The 16,994-nt window shown below is 60.7% G+C and carries 19 protein-coding genes; 10 read left to right on the plus strand and 9 right to left on the minus strand.

Annotation, left to right across the window (positions count from 1 at the left end; translation table 11 throughout):
- Positions 1–11 precede the first annotated feature (11 nt).
- Positions 12–479 (minus strand): RNA methyltransferase, encoded by a 468-nt coding sequence (locus tag ACA065_RS08260; protein ID WP_003189607.1) that lies wholly within the window; start codon positions 477–479, stop codon positions 12–14.
- Positions 480–640: 161 nt separating this feature from the next.
- Positions 641–1,015, minus strand: coding sequence for a YajD family HNH nuclease (locus ACA065_RS08265; protein WP_003210675.1), 375 nt, complete (start codon positions 1,013–1,015; stop codon positions 641–643).
- 151 nt (positions 1,016–1,166) lie between these two features.
- Between ACA065_RS08265 and ACA065_RS08270 the strand changes: the two genes are divergently transcribed.
- Entirely contained in the window at positions 1,167–2,087 is a 921-nt protein-coding gene (locus ACA065_RS08270; protein WP_497694087.1) for a ParB/Srx family N-terminal domain-containing protein, read from the plus strand.
- Between the two features lie 45 nt (positions 2,088–2,132).
- Here the strand turns inward: ACA065_RS08270 and ACA065_RS08275 are convergent, their stop codons facing one another.
- Positions 2,133–2,819 carry a spermidine synthase gene (locus ACA065_RS08275; protein WP_497694088.1) on the minus strand — a complete coding sequence of 229 codons (687 nt, stop codon included), beginning with the start codon at positions 2,817–2,819 and terminating at the stop codon, positions 2,133–2,135.
- 78 nt (positions 2,820–2,897) lie between these two features.
- On the opposite strand from ACA065_RS08275, the gene ACA065_RS08280 reads away from it, so the two are divergent.
- On the plus strand, positions 2,898–3,182 hold the full coding sequence (locus tag ACA065_RS08280) for a hypothetical protein (RefSeq protein ID WP_497694089.1): 285 nt from the start codon (positions 2,898–2,900) through the stop codon (positions 3,180–3,182).
- Here the strand turns inward: ACA065_RS08280 and ACA065_RS08285 are convergent.
- Together ACA065_RS08285 and ACA065_RS08290 are read right to left on the minus strand one after the other, a co-directional pair.
- Complete coding sequence (locus ACA065_RS08285) at positions 3,179–3,652, minus strand: cyclic nucleotide-binding domain-containing protein (RefSeq protein WP_497694090.1); 474 nt, start codon at positions 3,650–3,652, stop codon at positions 3,179–3,181. The genes ACA065_RS08280 and ACA065_RS08285 overlap by 4 nt on opposite strands.
- Positions 3,653–3,722: 70 nt before the next feature.
- Complete coding sequence (locus ACA065_RS08290; RefSeq protein ID WP_497694091.1) at positions 3,723–5,777, minus strand: S9 family peptidase; 2,055 nt, start codon at positions 5,775–5,777, stop codon at positions 3,723–3,725.
- 21 nt (positions 5,778–5,798) lie between these two features.
- On the opposite strand from ACA065_RS08290, the gene ACA065_RS08295 reads away from it, so the two are divergent.
- From ACA065_RS08295 to ACA065_RS08305, 3 genes are read left to right on the plus strand one after another with little or no spacing between them, the layout of a single operon-like run.
- Complete coding sequence (locus ACA065_RS08295) at positions 5,799–6,335, plus strand: MFS transporter (RefSeq protein ID WP_497694092.1); 537 nt, start codon at positions 5,799–5,801, stop codon at positions 6,333–6,335.
- 30 nt (positions 6,336–6,365) lie between these two features.
- On the plus strand, positions 6,366–7,142 hold the full coding sequence (locus ACA065_RS08300) for a class II glutamine amidotransferase (RefSeq protein ID WP_497694093.1): 777 nt from the start codon (positions 6,366–6,368) through the stop codon (positions 7,140–7,142).
- Positions 7,143–7,153: 11 nt separating this feature from the next.
- Positions 7,154–7,696: a DUF2937 family protein gene (locus ACA065_RS08305; protein ID WP_497694094.1), complete on the plus strand. Its 543-nt coding sequence runs from the start codon at positions 7,154–7,156 to the stop codon at positions 7,694–7,696.
- A 106-nt stretch (positions 7,697–7,802) separates the two neighbouring features.
- Here ACA065_RS08305 and ACA065_RS08310 read toward each other — a convergent pair whose 3' ends face one another.
- On the minus strand, positions 7,803–8,723 hold the full coding sequence (locus ACA065_RS08310) for a LysR family transcriptional regulator (RefSeq protein ID WP_497694095.1): 921 nt from the start codon (positions 8,721–8,723) through the stop codon (positions 7,803–7,805).
- 175 nt (positions 8,724–8,898) lie between these two features.
- On the opposite strand from ACA065_RS08310, the gene ACA065_RS08315 reads away from it, so the two are divergent.
- The 3 genes from ACA065_RS08315 to ACA065_RS08325 are packed head-to-tail and all read left to right on the plus strand — an operon-like array spanning position 8,899 to position 11,305.
- Positions 8,899–9,639 carry a 5-oxoprolinase subunit PxpA gene (locus tag ACA065_RS08315; RefSeq protein ID WP_497694096.1) on the plus strand — a complete coding sequence of 247 codons (741 nt, stop codon included), beginning with the start codon at positions 8,899–8,901 and terminating at the stop codon, positions 9,637–9,639.
- The gene (locus tag ACA065_RS08320) at positions 9,636–10,340 is read left to right on the plus strand and encodes a 5-oxoprolinase subunit B family protein (protein WP_497694097.1); all 705 of its coding nucleotides are present in this window, start codon (positions 9,636–9,638) and stop codon (positions 10,338–10,340) included. The genes ACA065_RS08315 and ACA065_RS08320 overlap by 4 nt, the downstream gene beginning before the upstream one ends.
- Positions 10,337–11,305, plus strand: coding sequence for a 5-oxoprolinase subunit C family protein (locus ACA065_RS08325; RefSeq protein WP_497694098.1), 969 nt, complete (start codon positions 10,337–10,339; stop codon positions 11,303–11,305). The genes ACA065_RS08320 and ACA065_RS08325 overlap by 4 nt, the downstream gene beginning before the upstream one ends.
- A 46-nt stretch (positions 11,306–11,351) precedes the next feature.
- Here the strand turns inward: ACA065_RS08325 and ACA065_RS08330 are convergent, their stop codons facing one another.
- The 3 genes from ACA065_RS08330 to ACA065_RS08340 all read right to left on the minus strand — a co-directional run bounded on the left by ACA065_RS08330 (position 11,352) and on the right by ACA065_RS08340 (position 14,679).
- On the minus strand, positions 11,352–12,530 hold the full coding sequence (locus tag ACA065_RS08330) for a vWA domain-containing protein (RefSeq protein WP_497694099.1): 1,179 nt from the start codon (positions 12,528–12,530) through the stop codon (positions 11,352–11,354).
- Positions 12,530–13,375 carry an AAA family ATPase gene (locus ACA065_RS08335; protein ID WP_112194072.1) on the minus strand — a complete coding sequence of 282 codons (846 nt, stop codon included), beginning with the start codon at positions 13,373–13,375 and terminating at the stop codon, positions 12,530–12,532. Before ACA065_RS08335 ends, ACA065_RS08330 begins: the two co-directional genes overlap by 1 nt.
- A gap of 230 nt (positions 13,376–13,605) precedes the next feature.
- Positions 13,606–14,679: a DUF748 domain-containing protein gene (locus ACA065_RS08340; RefSeq protein WP_497694100.1), complete on the minus strand. Its 1,074-nt coding sequence runs from the start codon at positions 14,677–14,679 to the stop codon at positions 13,606–13,608.
- Between the two features lie 124 nt (positions 14,680–14,803).
- Here ACA065_RS08340 and cysK point away from each other — a divergent pair, with 124 nt between their 5' ends.
- Together cysK and ACA065_RS08350 are read left to right on the plus strand one after the other, a co-directional pair.
- Entirely contained in the window at positions 14,804–15,778 is a 975-nt protein-coding gene (cysK, locus tag ACA065_RS08345; RefSeq protein ID WP_497694101.1) for a cysteine synthase A, read from the plus strand.
- Between the two features lie 221 nt (positions 15,779–15,999).
- Complete coding sequence (locus ACA065_RS08350; RefSeq protein WP_497694102.1) at positions 16,000–16,938, plus strand: aspartyl/asparaginyl beta-hydroxylase domain-containing protein; 939 nt, start codon at positions 16,000–16,002, stop codon at positions 16,936–16,938.
- The last annotated feature ends 56 nt before the right edge of the window (positions 16,939–16,994 follow it).

Genomic DNA, 16,994 nt, shown 5'->3' on the forward strand with positions numbered 1-16,994 from the left:
TTCCCGAAAAATCAGTACTTGGGGCCCGAGCGGGTGTTGTTGCCCTTGGCCAGGCGGTCGTAGAGCACCACATTGACCGTGGCGGCGAGGTTCATGCAGCCGGTGGTCGGGATGTACACCACGTCTTCACACCAGTCGCGGATCTCTTTGTCCAGCGAGCCGTCTTCGGGGCCGAAGATATACAGCGCGCGGTCGGGGTGCGTGTATTCGGGCAGCGGGCGGGCGCCTTCGACCAGCTCCACGGCGACCGGAATGCAGCCCAGCGGCAGGATCTTTTTCAGGTCGTCGATGCCGATCAGCGGAATGTCGTGGTGGACTTTCTTGGTGTCGGTGATGAAATCCCGGGCGCGCTCGTAACGCACGCCGGTGTAGAACACCGAGGCCACGCCGTAGCAGCCGGCGGCACGCATCACCGAACCGACGTTTTCGGGGGATTTGGGGTTATACAGACCGATGCAGCTGTAGCGTTTATTGCCCACGGGGAAGGGTGCCTTGGAGAAAAACGGCGATTATACGGCTTGGGCTGTTGGGTTGCTTGGGCGATCGCTATCGCGGGCAAGCCCGGCTCCCACAGGGGAATGCGTTCCAAATGTGGGAGCGGGCTTGCTCGCGAAGAGGCCATAGCAGGCAACGACGAACCTCAGTCGTCCTTTTTCATCAACCCCGCCAACGCCGCAAACGGGTTGTGCGTTGCCTTGGCAATCGTCGGGCTGCTGGTGGAGCCTTCGCCGAAATACTGCTGGTCGGTGTATCGCGAGTGTTCGTTGTCGTGGCAATACAGGCAGAGCAACTCCCAGTTGGAGCCGTCCTGAGGGTTGTCATCATGGTTGTGGTTGCGGTGGTGTACGGTCAGCTCGCTCAAGCGTTTGCCGGCGAATTCACGGGCGCAACGGCCACATACGTGGGGGTACATTTTCAGGGCTTTGTCGCGGTAGCCCATTTCCCGGTCGCGCTGGGCATCGGCGAGGATGCGGTCCAGCTTGGCGGTGTGGGAGGGCGGGTTGGTCGAGCTCATCATGGCTCCTGGCTATTTGGGGGTTCACGGTTAGGGTTGATTCTAGCCGCTTGCGGGGTAAATGACTGCTGGCTTTTTCAGCAACGGTACAGCCTGGCGGCGGCAATCGTTTGTAGTATCGGCTCACTTCATTCACAAGGATCTGAAACCAATGCGTCTCTACACATGGCCCGTAGCACTGCTACTCAGCGTCCTGGCGGCTCAAGCCCAGGCGTTCTCCGCGCCCAAGCCCGGCCAGGTGATTGAGGTAGCCCTCGAACAACTGCACCCGACCCAGGCCGTGGTGGGCTTCGATCAAATTTATTACAGCCTGGGGTTATTCGCCGACAAACCGGCCAAGGTCTTCGACGAATACTGTGAAACCAACGGCCAGGGCGACGCCGACAAGGTGCCCAAGAACGCCGACCTGCTGCGCCCTGCCAGCTTTAGCTGCAAGAGCCCTGTGGGCACCCATCCCGACGACATGAAAACCGTGGTGGTGGGCCCTGGCGGCCAGTTGTACCTGACCGACGGTCACCACAGCTTCACCACCTTGTGGGAAGTGCCTGGCGGCGGCCCACAGTTGAAAATGTGGGTCAAGGTGACCGACGACTTCAGCAACAGCCCGGACATGGCCACTTTCTGGCAGCGCATGCAGGCCGCGCGCAAGGTCTGGCTTAAGGACAATCACGGGCAGGCGCTGGCACCGCAGCAATTGCCGGCGCACCTGGGCTTCAAAAACCTGCAGGACGATACCTTCCGCAGCCTGGTGTATTTCACCCGCAAAGCCGCCTACGGCAAACCGGACGATGGCGCGGTTGCACCGGAGTTTCTGGAGTTTTACTGGGGTAACTGGCTGCGCACGCAGATCGACCTGAGCGCCTTCAACCTGAACAAGAAAGGCGGCTACAAGGACGCTATCGAAGCCGTCGCCCAGCGCATGGTCAGCCTGGCGCCGGGTTCACAGGTGGGTGACAGCGGTTTCACTGCCCATCAGTTGGGCGGCATGACCCCGCTGGACCAGGCTGAGCTGAAGAAGACCTTCGAGAAAAAACTGCCGTACGTGATCGATTACCGCAAATCCCGAGGCTGACACAGGACAAAAATGTGGGGATTTCTTGTGTTTGGAGGGTCGTGCTCAGGCCTTGAGCTTCTCGGCAATCCAGATGGTGTGCCGGGTGCCCTTGTTGCCATGGGCGAACACCTGCACTTCTTCGGCCTTGAAACCGGCCTTGCGCAGCTTGTCGCTGAACAGCTTGTCGGCGCTGGCCGACCACACGGCCAGCACGCCTTTGGGGCGCAGGGCCTTGGCGCAGGCGGCCAGGCCGCCGGCAGAGTAGAGCCAGCTGTTGGCTTTTTGCGTGAGGCCTTCGGGGCCGTTATCCACGTCGAGCATGATCGCGTCAAAGCCCTGAGGCTCGGCCTGCAGCACTTTCGCTACGTCTTCCATGCGGATCACGGTGCGCGGGTCCAGCAGCGGGCGGCCGGACTTTTCACCGAGTGGCCCACGGTTCCATTCCACCACGCCGGGCACCAATTCGGCGACCACCACTTCGGCGGTCTTGCCTAAATGCTTGAGTGCCGACGCCAGGGTAAAGCCCATGCCCAACCCGCCGATCAGCACGCGCGAACCCGGGCGCCCGGCGACTTTGCGGCAGGGAATTTCCGCCAGTGCGTCTTCGGAACCGTGCATGCGCGTGTTCATCAACTGGCCGCCGTCACCGCCCTGGATCTTGATGACAAAATCCTCGCCGTATTCGAACAGGCACAAGGCACCGCCGTTATCGGGGATCGGAGTGGTGTCCAGCAGAACGAAACGTTTCATGGAAATCTCATTGGGAAGGGCATTCTTGCGCGGTTGGGAGTAGCCTTACGACATTCCGGTCAGGCCATGGAGCCATCGATGAAGTGCAGCATTCTAACGGTCATTGTGCTTGGCGCGCTCACATTGGGTGCAGCGCAAGCCCAGGAGTTGCAAACCGTGCCGGTCGCACCCGCGCCAACCCCCGGCGCGCCGGGCACGCCGACGCCCACGCCGTACCCGCAAGTCACCCCGCCCATCGCGCCCAAAGCCACGGCGAACGGCTCACCCGCGCTGGTGCCGATCGTGCTGCCGACGCCGCCCAAAGACCAGAGCGTGCCCGGCCTGCTGCAAAATGACAGCAAGCCGAAAACGCACGGCGGTTAAAACTGTTGGGAGAGTAATTGCCCGTCGGCCATGCGCAGGCGCTTGGACAAGGCGATGGCAATCGCGCGGATGATCTTGGCCGCAACCCTGGGCGTTTCGTTGAGCATTTTTTCCAGGGAATCCTTGCCCAGGTTCAGCAACACGCAATCACTGGCCGCGATGCAACTGGCAGAACGCCGTTCGCCGTCAAGCACGGCCATTTCGCCAAAGGCTCGACCACTGCGCAGGGTGGCGATGGTCAGGCGCTGGCCGTCGTGGTTGGTCTTTTGCACGGCCACCTGGCCGCTGTGGATGATGCACATGAACGTGCCGGCGTCGCCCTCCAGGAAGATCGCTTCATCACGGGCAATGCTGCTGATATTGAAGTAGCCGGCAGCGACGTGAAAATCTTCCGGCAACAAGGGGTCGAACAGCCCGCAGTCCATCAGCATGTCGCGGATTTCGTCGTTGAGTAGAGTTGGTTGTGGCATAGCTGCAATCTTGGTCCATCAATCAAGTAGGCGGTCTGTGTGTTCAGACAGGACCGCCGTACGAAGTTCCTTAAACCAACCCCAGCGACTTGAACACAAATGCATATTCGAGCGCTACGTCACGTAATCCCTGGTAACGACCGCTCATGCCACCGTGGCCGGCACCCAATTCGGTCTTGAGCAGCAACAGGTTGTCGTCCGTCTTGGTATCGCGCAATTTGGCCACCCACTTGGCCGCTTCCCAGTACTGCACGCGGCTGTCGTTGTAACCGGCGATGACCAGCGTGGCCGGGTAGGCCTGGGCGCTGACGTTTTCATACGGCGCGTAAGCCTTGATGCGTTCGTACACCTCGGGCGCTTGCGGGTTGCCCCACTCGTCGTACTCGGTGATGGTCAGCGGCAGCTCGGGGTCGAGCATGGTGTTGAGCACATCGACAAACGGCACTTCGGCAATTGCCGCCTGGAACAGCTCGGGGCGCTGGTTGAGCACTGCGCCGATCAACAAACCACCGGCACTGCCGCCGCTGATCGCCAGCTGCTTGGAGGTGGTCAGGCCTTCGGCGATCAAGTGCTCGGCGCAGGCGATGAAGTCGCTGAAGGTGTTCTGCTTGTGTTCCTGTTTGCCGTTTCGATACCAGGCTTCACCCAGTTCACCGCCGCCGCGTACATGCGCGATGGCAAACGCCACGCCGCGGTCCAGCAGGCTCAGGCGTGCATGCGAGAACCATGGGTCAAGGCTATGGCCGTAGGCGCCGTAACCGTAGAGGTACAGCGGCGTCGGTTTACCCAGCTGGTCGCGCTTGACCACCAGGCTGATCGGCACCTGGGTGCCGTCGGCGGAGGTGGCCCACAAGCGCTGGCTGACGTAGTCGTCGGCGTTGAACACACCCAGTACCGGGGTTTCCTTAAGCACCGCTTGCGCGCCGTTCGCCAATTCAAGCTGGCGCACTTGGGCCGGACGGTTCAGGGCTTCGTAACGCAGGCGGATCTTGTCGCTCGCAAATTCCAGGCTGTTTTGTACGTAAAGGCTGTAGGCGGCGTCAGGCAATTCCACGCGGTAGGCCGGTACGTCTTGAGGATGTACTTCGATCACCGGCAGGCCACCGATGCGCAAGCTCAGGGTCATGGCGCTGGCATTCAGGCTTACGCCGTCGAGCATCACCTCATCGCTGTGCGGGATCAGGTTCTGCCATTGATCTTCAGTCGGCACGCTGCCGGTGTCGGCGGCGACGAACAGCGCATAGTTGATGCCGTCGCGGTTACTGCGGATAAACCAGGTCCATTCGCCGTCGAGCTTGCCATGGTCGACATCGTATTCATGGTCTTCAACCCGTGGCGCCAGGCAGGCGAAGTCGAGGTGCGGCTGGTCGGCGTCGAGCGCCCAGATCTCGCTGGTGGTCTTGCTGCCCAGGGCCAGCAGCAATTGGCGCTCGGAACTGGAACGGTAGCAATGCAGGAAGAAACGTCCGTCAGGTTCGTGGAACACTTCCTGCGCCGCCGTGCCGTCCAGGCGGTAGCGATAAAGCTTATGCGGGCGATGGGTGTCGTCCAACTCGCTGAAAAACAGCGTCAGGCTGTCATTCGCCCAGGTCATGCTGCCGTCGCAGTCTTCGAACTCCAGTTCGCTGACTTTGCCGTTGGCCAATTCCTTCACGTACAGGGTGTAAATCTCTTCACCGCTGGTGTCCAGGCTGTAGGCCAGGCGCTGATGGTCGGGGCTGATGCTGAACGCGCCCAGGGAGAAAAAGCCGCCATTGGCCAGCACGTTGGGGTCGAGCAGCAGTTCTTCGCTGCTGTCGTCCACAACGTTGCTGTCATCGGCCGGGCGGCGGCAGCGGTAATGGCGGGCGTATTCGTCACCGGCCGTGGTGCGCGTGTAATACAGGTACGGGCCCCACGGCGAGGGCAGCGACAGGTCGGTTTCGAGAATGCGGCCCTTGATCTCTTCGAACAGGGTTTCGCGCAGCGCCTGCTGATCGGCGAGTTGCGCTTGCTGCCAGGCGTTTTCGGCCTTGAGGTAATCGAGGACTTCAGCTGTGTCACGCGCTTGCAGCCAGGCGTACGGGTCCTGGCCTTCGGCCTTGCGGGCAATTGGGGCGGCAGTGATGGGGGTCGATGAAGGCATGGATCACTCTCTGTCTGGCGGATGGTGGCAGGCATTGCAGCCGAGACACGCAAAAGCCGTTATCATAGCCGCCTGTTTGCCTACCTTGCCATGGACACCATGACCGAGAACGACTATCTGACCGCTTGGGGCCTTTACGCCTTCGCCGCTTTGGGCTGCCTGTTGGTGTGGTGGCGCATGACCCGCTGGCTCTGGCGCTGGCTGCGCGAGCCGCTGCAGTTGCTGATGGCGGTGCTGCTGTTCAGCCCGACCATCGTCGACCCGGTCAAGACCCAGTTCGCGCCGGCCGTGGCGATCACGGCGTTGGATTTGGTGCTGCATGTCGGCAATAACGCCTGGCGGGCCATCTCCGATCTGTTCATGTACACGATGATCGCGTTTGCCGTGTATATCGTGTTTGTGTTGATTCGCTGGCCCATCGAGCGCGCCGCGAATGCCCGGTATGAGCGCAAGGCGGCTGCCGACGCCGCTCTGGCCGCCGAGCCCGTGGACGAAGACGACGAGCCATTCCGTCGCCCGGCACCTGCCAGCGGTATGCGGGTCGAGCCGCGCCTTTAACGTTGTCCGCCCTGCAGCGAGAGCCCTGGCATGTGTGAATTATTGGGCATGAGTGCCAACGTCCCAACCGACATCGTGTTCAGCTTTACCGGGCTGATGCAGCGGGGCGGGCGTACCGGCCCCCACCGCGACGGTTGGGGTATCGCCTTCTATGAAGGCCGTGGCCTGCGTCTGTTTCAGGACCCGGCCGCCAGCAGTGAGTCGCAAGTCGCGCTGCTGGTGCAGCGTTACCCCATCAAAAGTGAAGTGGTGATTGGCCATATCCGTCAGGCCAATGTGGGCAAGGTGAGCCTGGCCAATACCCACCCGTTCGTACGTGAGCTGTGGGGCCGCAACTGGTGTTTTGCGCATAACGGCCAACTGGCGGACTTCAACCCGCGCGCCACGTTCTACCGGCCGGTGGGCGACACCGACAGCGAAGCGGCGTTCTGCGACCTGCTCAACCGGGTGCGCGAAGCCTTCCCGGAGCCGGTGGAGATCGAACACGTGCTGCCGGACCTGATCGCCGCCTGCGCCGAATACCGCAGCAAAGGCGTGTTTAACTGCCTGCTCAGCGACGGCGACTGGCTGTTTTGCTATTGCTCGACCAAACTGGCGCAGATTACCCGGCGCGCACCGTTTGGCCCGGCGCGCTTGAAAGATGTCGACGTGATCGTCGATTTTCAGGCCGAAACCACGCCAAATGATGTAGTCACGGTGATCGCCACCGAGCCGTTGACCGACAATGAAAACTGGACCCGCTATGAACCGGGCCAATGGAGCCTGTGGCGACGCGGTGAATGCGTCAGCCAGGGCATTACCGAGTAAGGATATCGACCATGCTGCTCAGTTATCTGCGGTTGGTGCTGTTTGCCATTGGCTTGTTGGTTGGTGTGCAAGTGCCGGGGTTTATCAACGATTACGCCAAGCGCGTCGAGGCCCACCTGATCGAGGCCCAGACCGGCCTCAGCGGGTTTGAAACCACCGCACGGCAGTTCTTCAATGGTGATTTGAAGGCGCTGGTGGCGCATTACCGCGCCAGTGATGATCCGGTGTTCCAGAGCGACGCCAATAGCTTGGGAACCCTGCTTGATCGCCAAGTTGCGTTGGACAAGCAATTTCAGGCCATGCAAGGCCCGTGGTACATCCGCGTCCTGCAAGTGGCGGTGGCGGCGGACCCGGATATTCGCCTGGAAACCTGGAACGGCTACAGCTACCAGATCCTGCTGACGCCGGAGGCGATGGGCTGGGGCTTGGGCGGGGCGATGCTGTTGTCGTTCGGTATTGAATGCCTGTTCCGCTTGATCGACTGGGTGGTGTTGGGCGGCAAGCGCCTGCGCCAGAGCCGGCCGATTGAAGAGCGAGACCTCAAAGGCCTTTGATGATCGTTCCCACGCTCCGCGTGGGAATGCAGCCCAGGACGCTCTGCGTCCCAACGCGTGACGCGGAGCGTCACAAGAGGCATTCCCACGCAGAGCGTGGGAACGATCAATCGGGTTTGGCCAGCACCATGTGCTCTTCGCCGACCTCTTCGGCATACCGCGCCACCACCTTCTGGCACAGCCCTACAATCTCCTCCACCAATTCCACACCCACACGCCATGACACCACCACCTGCAAATTCGGTAGCTTCTGCGCCATCGGCAACATCACCAATTCCCCACGCGCCAGTTCCTCGCTGACCAGCACCGGCGGCAGTGCGCCAATGCCGAAGCCATCGCGCAGCAGGCGGGTAATCGCCGACACCGAATTCACGCAGTTCATGCGCGGCGCGGCCACACCGTTGGCCTGCATCAGGCTCAGCACGTCCTGGTGTGGGTGGGAGTTTTTCGAGTAGGTGATGATGCGCTCCTGGGCCAGTTCGGCGAGGGACGCGTAGTCGCGGTTGTAGAGGGAGTGGCTGGCGACGATCCAGGCCATCGGGTGGCTGGCCAGTTCCAGGCTGCGCACGGTTTCGAGGCGCAGCAGGTCGGTTTGCAGGATTAAATCGAGGAAGCCTTTTTGCAGCTGATCGCTGAGGTTCAATGCAGTATCGGCGACCAGCTCGATTTCTACCCGCGGGAAGTGGTCCATCAATTCGGCCACCAACGGGCTGAGCCACGTGTGAATTACCGTGTCCATCGCCCCGATGCGAATCCGCCCGACTTTGCTGCTGGTGGTTTCCAGGGACTGCTTCAAACCCTGCATGGTCACCATCATCTGCTCGGCGTAATCGAGCACCTTCAAGCCTTCCGGGGTCAGGCTCACACCGCGCGAATCGCGCAGAAACAGCTTCACGCCCAACTCGCTCTCGAGCACGGCAATGCGGCTGGAGATCGAGGCCTGAGTGGTGAACAGTTTCTCCGCCGTCAGGCGAAAGCTCTTGAGCTTGGCCACCCAGACGAAGGTTTCGAGGAACTTCAAATTCATGGGATCAACTTTTCTTATGCATGGATCGGTTTTTATTAGTTGGACGCCGAACCGTGTCAGCGCCAAAAATCGAGCTATTCCACGATAAGCGTCGTTGGGGTGTGAGGACAAGTTGCCAGTTCTGCGTGAAAAATCCCACACTACAAAAACTATAAAGCCTACAGGAGCACCCACCGTGAGCCGTCTGCTACTGAATTGCGACATCGGCGAAAGCTTTGGCAACTGGACCATGGGTCTGGACGCCGAGGTCATGCCGTTCATTGATTGCGCCAACGTGGCCTGCGGCTTTCATGCCGGTGACCCGAGCATCATGCGCAAGACCGTCAGCCTGGCCCTCAAGCATGGCGTGCAAGTGGGTGCGCACCCGGCGTATCAGGACCTGCAAGGCTTCGGCCGCCGCTCCATGGCCTACACACCGCAGGAAATCCAGGACCTGTTGCACTACCAGATCGGCGCCCTCGACGGCATCTGCCGCGCGCAAGGCGGCCGGGTCAGCTACGTCAAACCCCATGGCGCGATGTACAACGACATGATGGCTAACCCTGCGCAATTGCGTGCGGTGATCCAGGCTGTCGCGGCTTATGGCGACCTGCCGCTGATGCTGCTGGCCACCCGCGACAACAGCGCGGCCCAGGCCCTGGGCGATGAATATGGGGTGACCCTGTGGTTTGAGGCCTTCGCCGACCGCGCCTACGACCACAAAGGGCACTTGGTCTCGCGCCAGTTGCCGGGCGCCGTCCACCATGATTCAGAGACCATCGTGCAGCAGGCGCTGACCATTTCCCGTGGCGAAGCCCTGACTGCCAGCGATGGCAGCGCCTTGGTGTTGCAGGCCAACACCCTGTGTGTGCACGGCGATAACGCCAGTTCGGTGGCCGCTGTAAAGCGCATCCGCGAGGCGTTGAAGCCAGCATGAAGGCACGCATTGAAGTGGTGGCGATCGACTGCCTGATGGTGCGTCTGTTTGATGCGATTGCCGAAGCCAACATGCCGTGGATGCTCGCCGCCACTCAACGCCTGCGCGAGGGGTTTGGCGCGGCATTGGTGGATTTGGTGCCGTCTTACACCACGCTGATGGTGCATTACGACCTCACCGCATTGAGCCCGGCCCAGGCCAGGGAGTTGATCGGCCACGCGCTGACCGACCTGCAGCCTCAGGCCCAGGGCAGCGGCCAGTGTCATGTGTTGCCGGTGTGGTACGACCTTAGTGTCGGCCCGGAACTGACCCTGCTCAGCCAGCGCAGCGGCCTGCCGGTAGAGGACGTGATCCGCCGCCACAGCGCCCACCAATACCAAGTGTTCGCCCTCGGCTTTGCCCCCGGTTTTGCCTTTATGGGGTTGGTGGATGAAGTGCTCGCCACGCCCCGCCTGAATACCCCGCGCAAACGCGTGGCGGCCGGCAGCGTCGGCATCGCCGAACGGCAAACCGCTGCGTACCCGGTGGTCTCGCCGGGTGGCTGGAACCTGATCGGCCGCACCCCGGCCAAGTTGTTCGACCGCGAACGCGACGGCTACAGCCTGATGCAGCCCGGCGATACGGTGCGTTTCGAAGCGGTTGGCCGCGCCGAATTTATCAACCTGGGTGGCGATGACACGCCGTTGGAGGCGCACGCATGAGCCACTTGTTGATCGAGGCCAGCACGCCGCTGTGCCTGTTGCAGGACGCCGGTCGCTTTGGCGTGCGGCACCTGGGCGTGACCCAGGGCGGCGCGCTGGATTGGGTGTCGATGTCCTGGGCCAACTGGCTGCTGGGCAATGCATTGGATGCGCCGGTGGTGGAAATCACCCTCGGCGGGTTTACCGTGCAGGCCGAGGACTATTGCCTGCTGGCATTGGCCGGTGCGGATCTGGGCGCGTATGTCGATGAGCGTGCGATCAGCCCGGGGCGCAGTTTTATCCTGCAAAAGGGCCAGCGTCTGCGCTTTACCCAGCCTTTCAGCGGGGCACGGGCTTACCTGGCGGCGCCGGGTGGGTTTGATGCGCCGGATGTGCTGGGCAGTTGCGCCACGGTGGTGCGTGAAGAATTGGGCGGGGTGGACGGTTTCGGCAAGGCGTTGGCCGAGGGCGGGCGCTTGGCTTACTCCGGTACGGGCGGTGCGATGAAAGTGCTGAATGCGCCAGATTTACCCGCCAAGGCGCCGCTGGAGGTGATAGTCGGCGCGCAGATCGGCCAGTTCAGCGGGCAGAGTTTGTTCGATGCCTTCAACACTGAATGGGCTTTGGACAGCCGCGCGGACCGCATGGGCATGCGCCTGCTGGGCACGCCGTTGCAGTATCAGGGGCCGTCGTTGATCTCTGAGGGCATTCCGTTGGGGGCGATCCAGGTGCCGCCGGATGGGCAGCCGATTGTGTTGCTTAATGATCGGCAGACCATCGGCGGCTACCCGCGTTTAGGCGCATTGACGCCATTGGCACTGGCGCGGCTGGCGCAGTGTTTGCCGGGGGAGAAGGTGCGCTTGGTGCCGGTGGTGCAGGAGACAGCGCATCGGCAACATGTCGACTTTTTGCAGCGATTTTTAAATGATCGTTCCTACGCTCTGCGTGGGAATGCAGCCCAGGACGCTCTGCGTCCCAAAGCGTGACGCAGAGCGTCACAAGAGGCATTCCCACGCGGAGCGTGGGAACGATCTATTTGGAGAGAAAGCGCATCCCTTCTTCCAACCCGCGCAATGTCAGCGGGTACATCTGATCCTCCACCAACTCGCGCACAATCTCCGTCGACGCGGTATAGCCCCACGTGTCCTTCGGGTACGGGTTTATCCAGATCAGCTTCTTGTACTTGGCCATGAAGCGCTGCATCCACACATACCCAGGCTCTTCATTCCAGTGCTCGACGCTGCCGCCGGCCTGGGTGATTTCATAGGGTGCCATCGACGCATCGCCGATAAAGATCACTTTGTAATCGGCGCCATACTTGTGCAGCAAGTCCTGGGTGGACGTGCGCTCCGAGGTGCGGCGCCCGTTGTTTTTCCACACCGATTCGTACACGAAGTTGTGGAAGTAGAAGTACTCCAGGTGCTTGAACTCGGTCTTGCACGCGGAGAACAGCTCCTCGCAGATCTTTACATGGGCGTCCATCGAGCCGCCAATATCGAACAGCAACAACAGCTTGATGGTGTTGCGCCGCTCCGGGCGCATCTGGATATTCAACAATCCGGCATCGCGCGCGGTGTGGTCGATGGTGCCGTCGATATCCAGCTCTTCGGCCGCACCCTGGCGCGCGAATTTGCGCAGGCGGCGCAGGGCGATCTTGATGTTGCGCGTGCCCAGTTCCACCTGATCGTCGAGGTTCTTGTACTCGCGCTGGTCCCAGACTTTCACCGCCTTGCCCTGGCGCTTGCCGGCATCACCCACACGAATGCCTTCCGGGTTGTAGCCACCTGAGCCGAACGGGCTGGTGCCGCCGGTGCCGATCCACTTGTTGCCACCGGCGTGGCGTTCTTTCTGTTCTTCCAGGCGTTTCTTGAATGCTTCGATCAGCTTGTCCAGGCCGCCGAGGGACTGGATTTGCGCGCGCTCTTCATCGCTCAGCGAGCGTTCGAATTCCTTGCGCAGCCAGTCTTCGGGGATCAACGCCTGCAGGTGGTCGTCGAGTTTTTCCAGGCCGTTGAAATAGGCACCGAACGCGCGGTCGAACTTGTCGAAATGCCGTTCATCCTTGACCAGAATCGCGCGGGCCAAGTAGTAAAACTCGTCCATGTCGGCGAAGGTCACGCGCTGTTTAAGCGCGTTGATCAGGTCGAGCAGTTCACGCACCGACACCGGCACCTTGGCGGCACGCATCTCGTTGAACAGGTTGAGCAACATTATCGATTACCGCGACGGCTCATGAATGCCAGGCGTTCCAGCAACTGAACGTCTTGCTCGTTCTTCACCAGCGCGCCGGCCAACGGCGGGATGGCTTTGGTGGGGTCGCGTTCGCGCAGCACGGCTTCGCCGATATTGTCGGCCATCAGCAACTTGAGCCAGTCGACCAGTTCGGAGGTGGACGGCTTTTTCTTCAGGCCGGGCACTTTGCGCACGTCGAAAAACACATCCAGTGCTTCGCTGACCAGGTCTTTCTTGATGTTCGGGTAGTGCACATCGACGATCTTTTGCAGGGTGGTGCGGTCGGGAAACGCGATGTAGTGGAAGAAGCAGCGGCGCAGGAACGCGTCCGGCAGCTCTTTTTCGTTGTTGGAGGTAATGATGATGATCGGGCGCTTCTTGGCCTTGATGGTCTCGTCGATTTCGTAGACGTAGAACTCCATCTTGTCGAGTTCTTGCAGCAAGTCGTTGGGGAACTCAATGTCGGCCTTGTCGATTTCGTCGATCAGCAGAATCACCCGTTCTTCGGACTCGAAGGCTTCCCAGAGCTTGCCCTTTTTCAGGTAGTTGCGCACGTCGTGCACTTTGTCCACGCCCAGTTGCGAGTCGCGCAGGCGGCTGACCGCGTCGTACTCGTAGAGGCCTTGATGCGCCTTGGTGGTGGATTTGATGTGCCAGGTGATCAACTTGGCGCCGAAGGATTCGGCCAGTTGCTCGGCGAGCATGGTCTTGCCGGTGCCGGGCTCGCCCTTGACCAGCAGCGGCCGCTCCAGGGTGATGGCGGCGTTGACGGCCAGTTTCAGGTCATCGGTAGCCACATAGGCCTGGGTGCCTTCGAACTTCATCGGTCATTCCTCGAATTCATCAATGCCCGGACTATACCGCGCAGCCCCGGCGACTGTGAACGCAGACGGGTTATTCAGTCTCTGAATGGCCGGTCACATCACAGTCCACATGCGGGAGCGGGCTTGTGTGGGAGCGGGCTTGCCCGCGATGCAGGCAACTCGGGTTATCTGTTACACCGAGTTGATGCTATCGCAGGCAAGCCAGCTCCCACACAAGCCCGCTCCCACATTTAATTAGCGCTAGGTTTGGGCTGTTCATACCGAGCATTGAACGCCTGGATAAAACCATTGCGTAAAATCGCCAAAAACGCAGAGAACGCGCTGATATTTTGCTGGTGCACGCTGCCACTGAGTTCGACGCGGGTGGCAAACTGGTTTTTGTTCTGGTTTTTTAACACCGTCTCGCTGGCGCCGACCACGGCCTCCCAGATCGAGCGGAAGATGTTTTTGTCTTTGTTCTCAACGTCTTGCTGCCAGTCGAAGACTTCCACATTGCGCAGCAGCGGTTTGATGTAGCCGCTCAGTTGACCTTTTTCCGCCTGGGCTTCGATCACCACATCGCCGGTGCCGGCCTTGAAGTCGAATTTGCCGTAGGCCGAGGCGAAGTCATTCATGCGTTTGAGTTGCAAATCCTTGGCGCGAAAGCGGAATTCGAAGTCTTCGAAGTTGCTCAGCGGGTCGAAAGTCGCGTTGGCTTCCAGCGGCGCCTGGCCTTGCAGCAGGGCCTTGCCTTCAAAGCTGGCGTCACGCTTGCCTTTGATGTCGACCACATTGGTCAAGTTGTAGAGGCTGGCATTGACCGACGTGGCGTTGATATTCACCTGCGGCTTGGAGTTGAAGTTGTGGAAGGTGATCTTGCCGTCTTGGATGCGCACTTCGTTGAGGGTAATCGGCAACAGCTTGCTCAGCTGTTCGCGCCAGTCGGTGCCTTTACCGGTCTGGGACGCCTGTTGGTTGCCGCCGTCGACGAAGTTCAGCTCCGGCTTGATGAACTGCACCTCGGCGACCACGGCATGGTCGTACCACAGCGAATGCCAGCTCACCGAGAGGTCGATCAGCGGCGCCTTGACGAACGGTACAGGCACCTTGCCATCAACCTTGACGATCTGCAGGCCGTTGATCTTATAGGCGCCGCGCCACAGGGCCACGTCCACATCGGTGATTTGGCCACGGTAGTCGCCCATGTCGGCGAGCTTGTCGTTCAGGTAATTGCGCACCAGGTAGGGCAGGGCTAGGTCCAGGGCAATCAGTACTACCACCAGTACGGCGACAATCCATAGCAGCCCACTGTAACGACGTTTCATGTGCAGGTCCTCCAACGTTATAGGCGATGGACCGCACACACGGGCGCAACGTTCCTCTGACTGGACGCCTAAAGGCCTGAGGCATACCCTTGGGGCCTTCTTGAAATTGCCTTAAGGACCCGTCATGAGCCGTATCTTTGCAGACAACGCGCACTCCATCGGTAACACGCCCCTGGTTCAGATCAACCGCATCGCACCGCGTGGCGTGACCATCCTGGCCAAGATCGAGGGGCGTAACCCGGGCTATTCGGTGAAGTGCCGCATTGGCGCAAACATGATCTGGGACGCTGAAAGCACCGGCAAACTCAAGCCGGGCATGACCATTGTAGAACCGACGTCCGGCAACACCGGCATTGGCCTGGCGTTTGTCGCCGCCGCCCGTGGCTACAAGCTGCTGCTGACGATGCCGGCGTCGATGAGCATCGAGCGACGTAAAGTGCTCAAGGCCTTGGGCGCCGAGCTGGTGTTGACTGAACCGGCCAAGGGCATGCCAGGCGCCATCGCAAAAGCCGCTGAGATCGTCGCCAGCGACCCGGCCACCTACTTTATGCCGGGCCAGTTCGAAAACCCGGCCAACCCGGCGATCCACGAGAAAACCACCGGCCCGGAAATCTGGAACGACACCGATGGCGCCGTGGACGTGCTGGTCGCAGGTGTCGGCACCGGCGGCACCATTACCGGGGTTTCGCGCTATATCAAGAACATTGCCGGCAAGCCGATTCTGTCGGTGGCCGTGGAGCCGAGCGTCTCGCCGGTGATCACCCAGGCGCTGGCCGGTGAGGAGATCAAGCCGAGCGCGCATAAAATCCAGGGCATTGGCGCCGGTTTCGTGCCAAAAAACCTCGATTTGTCGATGGTTGACCGCGTTGAACTGGTGACCGATGACGAATCCAAGGCCATGGCCCTGCGCTTGATGCAGGAAGAAGGGATTTTGTGCGGTATTTCCTGCGGTGCCGCCATGGCCGTGGCCGTGCGCCTGGCCGAGAAGCCGGAAATGCAGGGCAAGACCATCGTGGTGATCCTGCCGGACTCCGGTGAGCGCTACCTGTCGAGCATGCTGTTCAGCGATTTGTTTACCGAGCAAGAAACCCAGGCTTGATCGATTCTCTGGGTTTGTTGGGGTGAGTGGGGCTGTTGTGGCAAGCCCGCTCGCCACAACAAGCCTGCAAGCCACACGGGCCCCAGGGTGTTGATGTATGTCAGCCGGTCGGCCTGGGCCTTCTGCATAATGGCCCAAGTGTTTATCATGGCCGGCTGTTACGTCTGGTTTCCCGTTGATGGGAGGCTGTTGGCCAGGCGCTTTTTTCCAGGAGTTGCTGCATGACCTTTTCTTTGGCCGCCAAACTGTCGGTGCTGCTGTTGTTTATCGGCAGCATTTTGTACGTGCACTTGCGTGGCAAGGCCCGTTTGCCGATGTTGCGCCAGTTCGTCAACCATTCGGCGCTGTTCGCTCCGTATAACGCCCTGATGTACCTGTTCTCGGCCGTGCCGTCCAAGCCGTACCTGGACCGCAGCAAGTTCCCGGAACTGGATGTACTCAAGGACAATTGGGAAGTGATCCGCGAAGAGGCCATGCACCTGTTCGACGAGGGATACATCCGCGCCGCCGAAAAGAACAACGACGCCGGTTTCGGTTCGTTCTTCAAGAAAGGCTGGAAGCGTTTTTACCTTAAGTGGTACGACAAGCCGCTGCCCTCGGCCGAGGCACTGTGCCCGAAAACCGTGGCATTGGTCAGCAGCATTCCCAACGTCAAGGGCGCGATGTTCGCGCTGTTGCCGGGCGGCAGCCACCTCAACCCGCACCGCGACCCGTTTGCCGGTTCGCTGCGCTATCACCTGGGGCTGTCCACGCCCAATTCCGACGACTGCCGCATCTTCGTCGACGGCCAGGTCTACGCCTGGCGCGACGGTGAAGACGTGATGTTCGACGAAACCTACGTGCACTGGGTGAAGAACGAAACCGACCAGACCCGCGTGATCCTGTTCTGCGACATCGAACGCCCGTTGAGCAATCGCGTGATGACCCGCATCAACCGCTGGGTCAGCAAGCAACTGGGCCGGGCGACTGCGCCGCAGAACCTCGACGACGAACGCGTGGGCGGGATCAACCAGGCGTATGCCTGGAGCAAAACGTTCAGCGACAAGTTCAGTGGTGTGGTCAAGCAGTGGAAGCGCAAGCATCCCAAGGCCTACCGCATTGCGCGGCCAGTGCTGGCGGTGGTGGTGCTGGTGTTGTTGTGGAAGTGGTTGTTCAGCTAAACCGCACACCATGAAAAAGGCGCTGTATCGAAAGATGCAGCGCCTTTTTCATGCCT

It is taken from the genome of Pseudomonas sp. LBUM1640 (assembly GCF_059716225.1).

What these genes read in the sequence shown, in the direction of transcription:
- ACA065_RS08265 (WP_003210675.1), bottom strand. Translation starts at nt 1,015, where the DNA reads ATGAGCTCGACCAACCCGCCCTCCCACACCGCCAAGCTGGACCGCATC.
- ACA065_RS08270 (WP_497694087.1), top strand. Translation starts at nt 1,167, where the DNA reads ATGCGTCTCTACACATGGCCCGTAGCACTGCTACTCAGCGTCCTGGCG.
- ACA065_RS08275 (WP_497694088.1), bottom strand. Translation starts at nt 2,819, where the DNA reads ATGAAACGTTTCGTTCTGCTGGACACCACTCCGATCCCCGATAACGGC.
- ACA065_RS08280 (WP_497694089.1), top strand. Translation starts at nt 2,898, where the DNA reads ATGAAGTGCAGCATTCTAACGGTCATTGTGCTTGGCGCGCTCACATTG.
- ACA065_RS08285 (WP_497694090.1), bottom strand. Translation starts at nt 3,652, where the DNA reads ATGCCACAACCAACTCTACTCAACGACGAAATCCGCGACATGCTGATG.
- ACA065_RS08290 (WP_497694091.1), bottom strand. Translation starts at nt 5,777, where the DNA reads ATGCCTTCATCGACCCCCATCACTGCCGCCCCAATTGCCCGCAAGGCC.
- ACA065_RS08295 (WP_497694092.1), top strand. Translation starts at nt 5,799, where the DNA reads ATGGTGGCAGGCATTGCAGCCGAGACACGCAAAAGCCGTTATCATAGC.
- ACA065_RS08300 (WP_497694093.1), top strand. Translation starts at nt 6,366, where the DNA reads ATGTGTGAATTATTGGGCATGAGTGCCAACGTCCCAACCGACATCGTG.
- ACA065_RS08305 (WP_497694094.1), top strand. Translation starts at nt 7,154, where the DNA reads ATGCTGCTCAGTTATCTGCGGTTGGTGCTGTTTGCCATTGGCTTGTTG.
- ACA065_RS08310 (WP_497694095.1), bottom strand. Translation starts at nt 8,723, where the DNA reads ATGAATTTGAAGTTCCTCGAAACCTTCGTCTGGGTGGCCAAGCTCAAG.
- ACA065_RS08320 (WP_497694097.1), top strand. Translation starts at nt 9,636, where the DNA reads ATGAAGGCACGCATTGAAGTGGTGGCGATCGACTGCCTGATGGTGCGT.
- ACA065_RS08325 (WP_497694098.1), top strand. Translation starts at nt 10,337, where the DNA reads ATGAGCCACTTGTTGATCGAGGCCAGCACGCCGCTGTGCCTGTTGCAG.
- ACA065_RS08330 (WP_497694099.1), bottom strand. Translation starts at nt 12,530, where the DNA reads ATGTTGCTCAACCTGTTCAACGAGATGCGTGCCGCCAAGGTGCCGGTG.
- ACA065_RS08335 (WP_112194072.1), bottom strand. Translation starts at nt 13,375, where the DNA reads ATGAAGTTCGAAGGCACCCAGGCCTATGTGGCTACCGATGACCTGAAA.
- ACA065_RS08340 (WP_497694100.1), bottom strand. Translation starts at nt 14,679, where the DNA reads ATGAAACGTCGTTACAGTGGGCTGCTATGGATTGTCGCCGTACTGGTG.
- cysK (WP_497694101.1), top strand. Translation starts at nt 14,804, where the DNA reads ATGAGCCGTATCTTTGCAGACAACGCGCACTCCATCGGTAACACGCCC.
- ACA065_RS08350 (WP_497694102.1), top strand. Translation starts at nt 16,000, where the DNA reads ATGACCTTTTCTTTGGCCGCCAAACTGTCGGTGCTGCTGTTGTTTATC.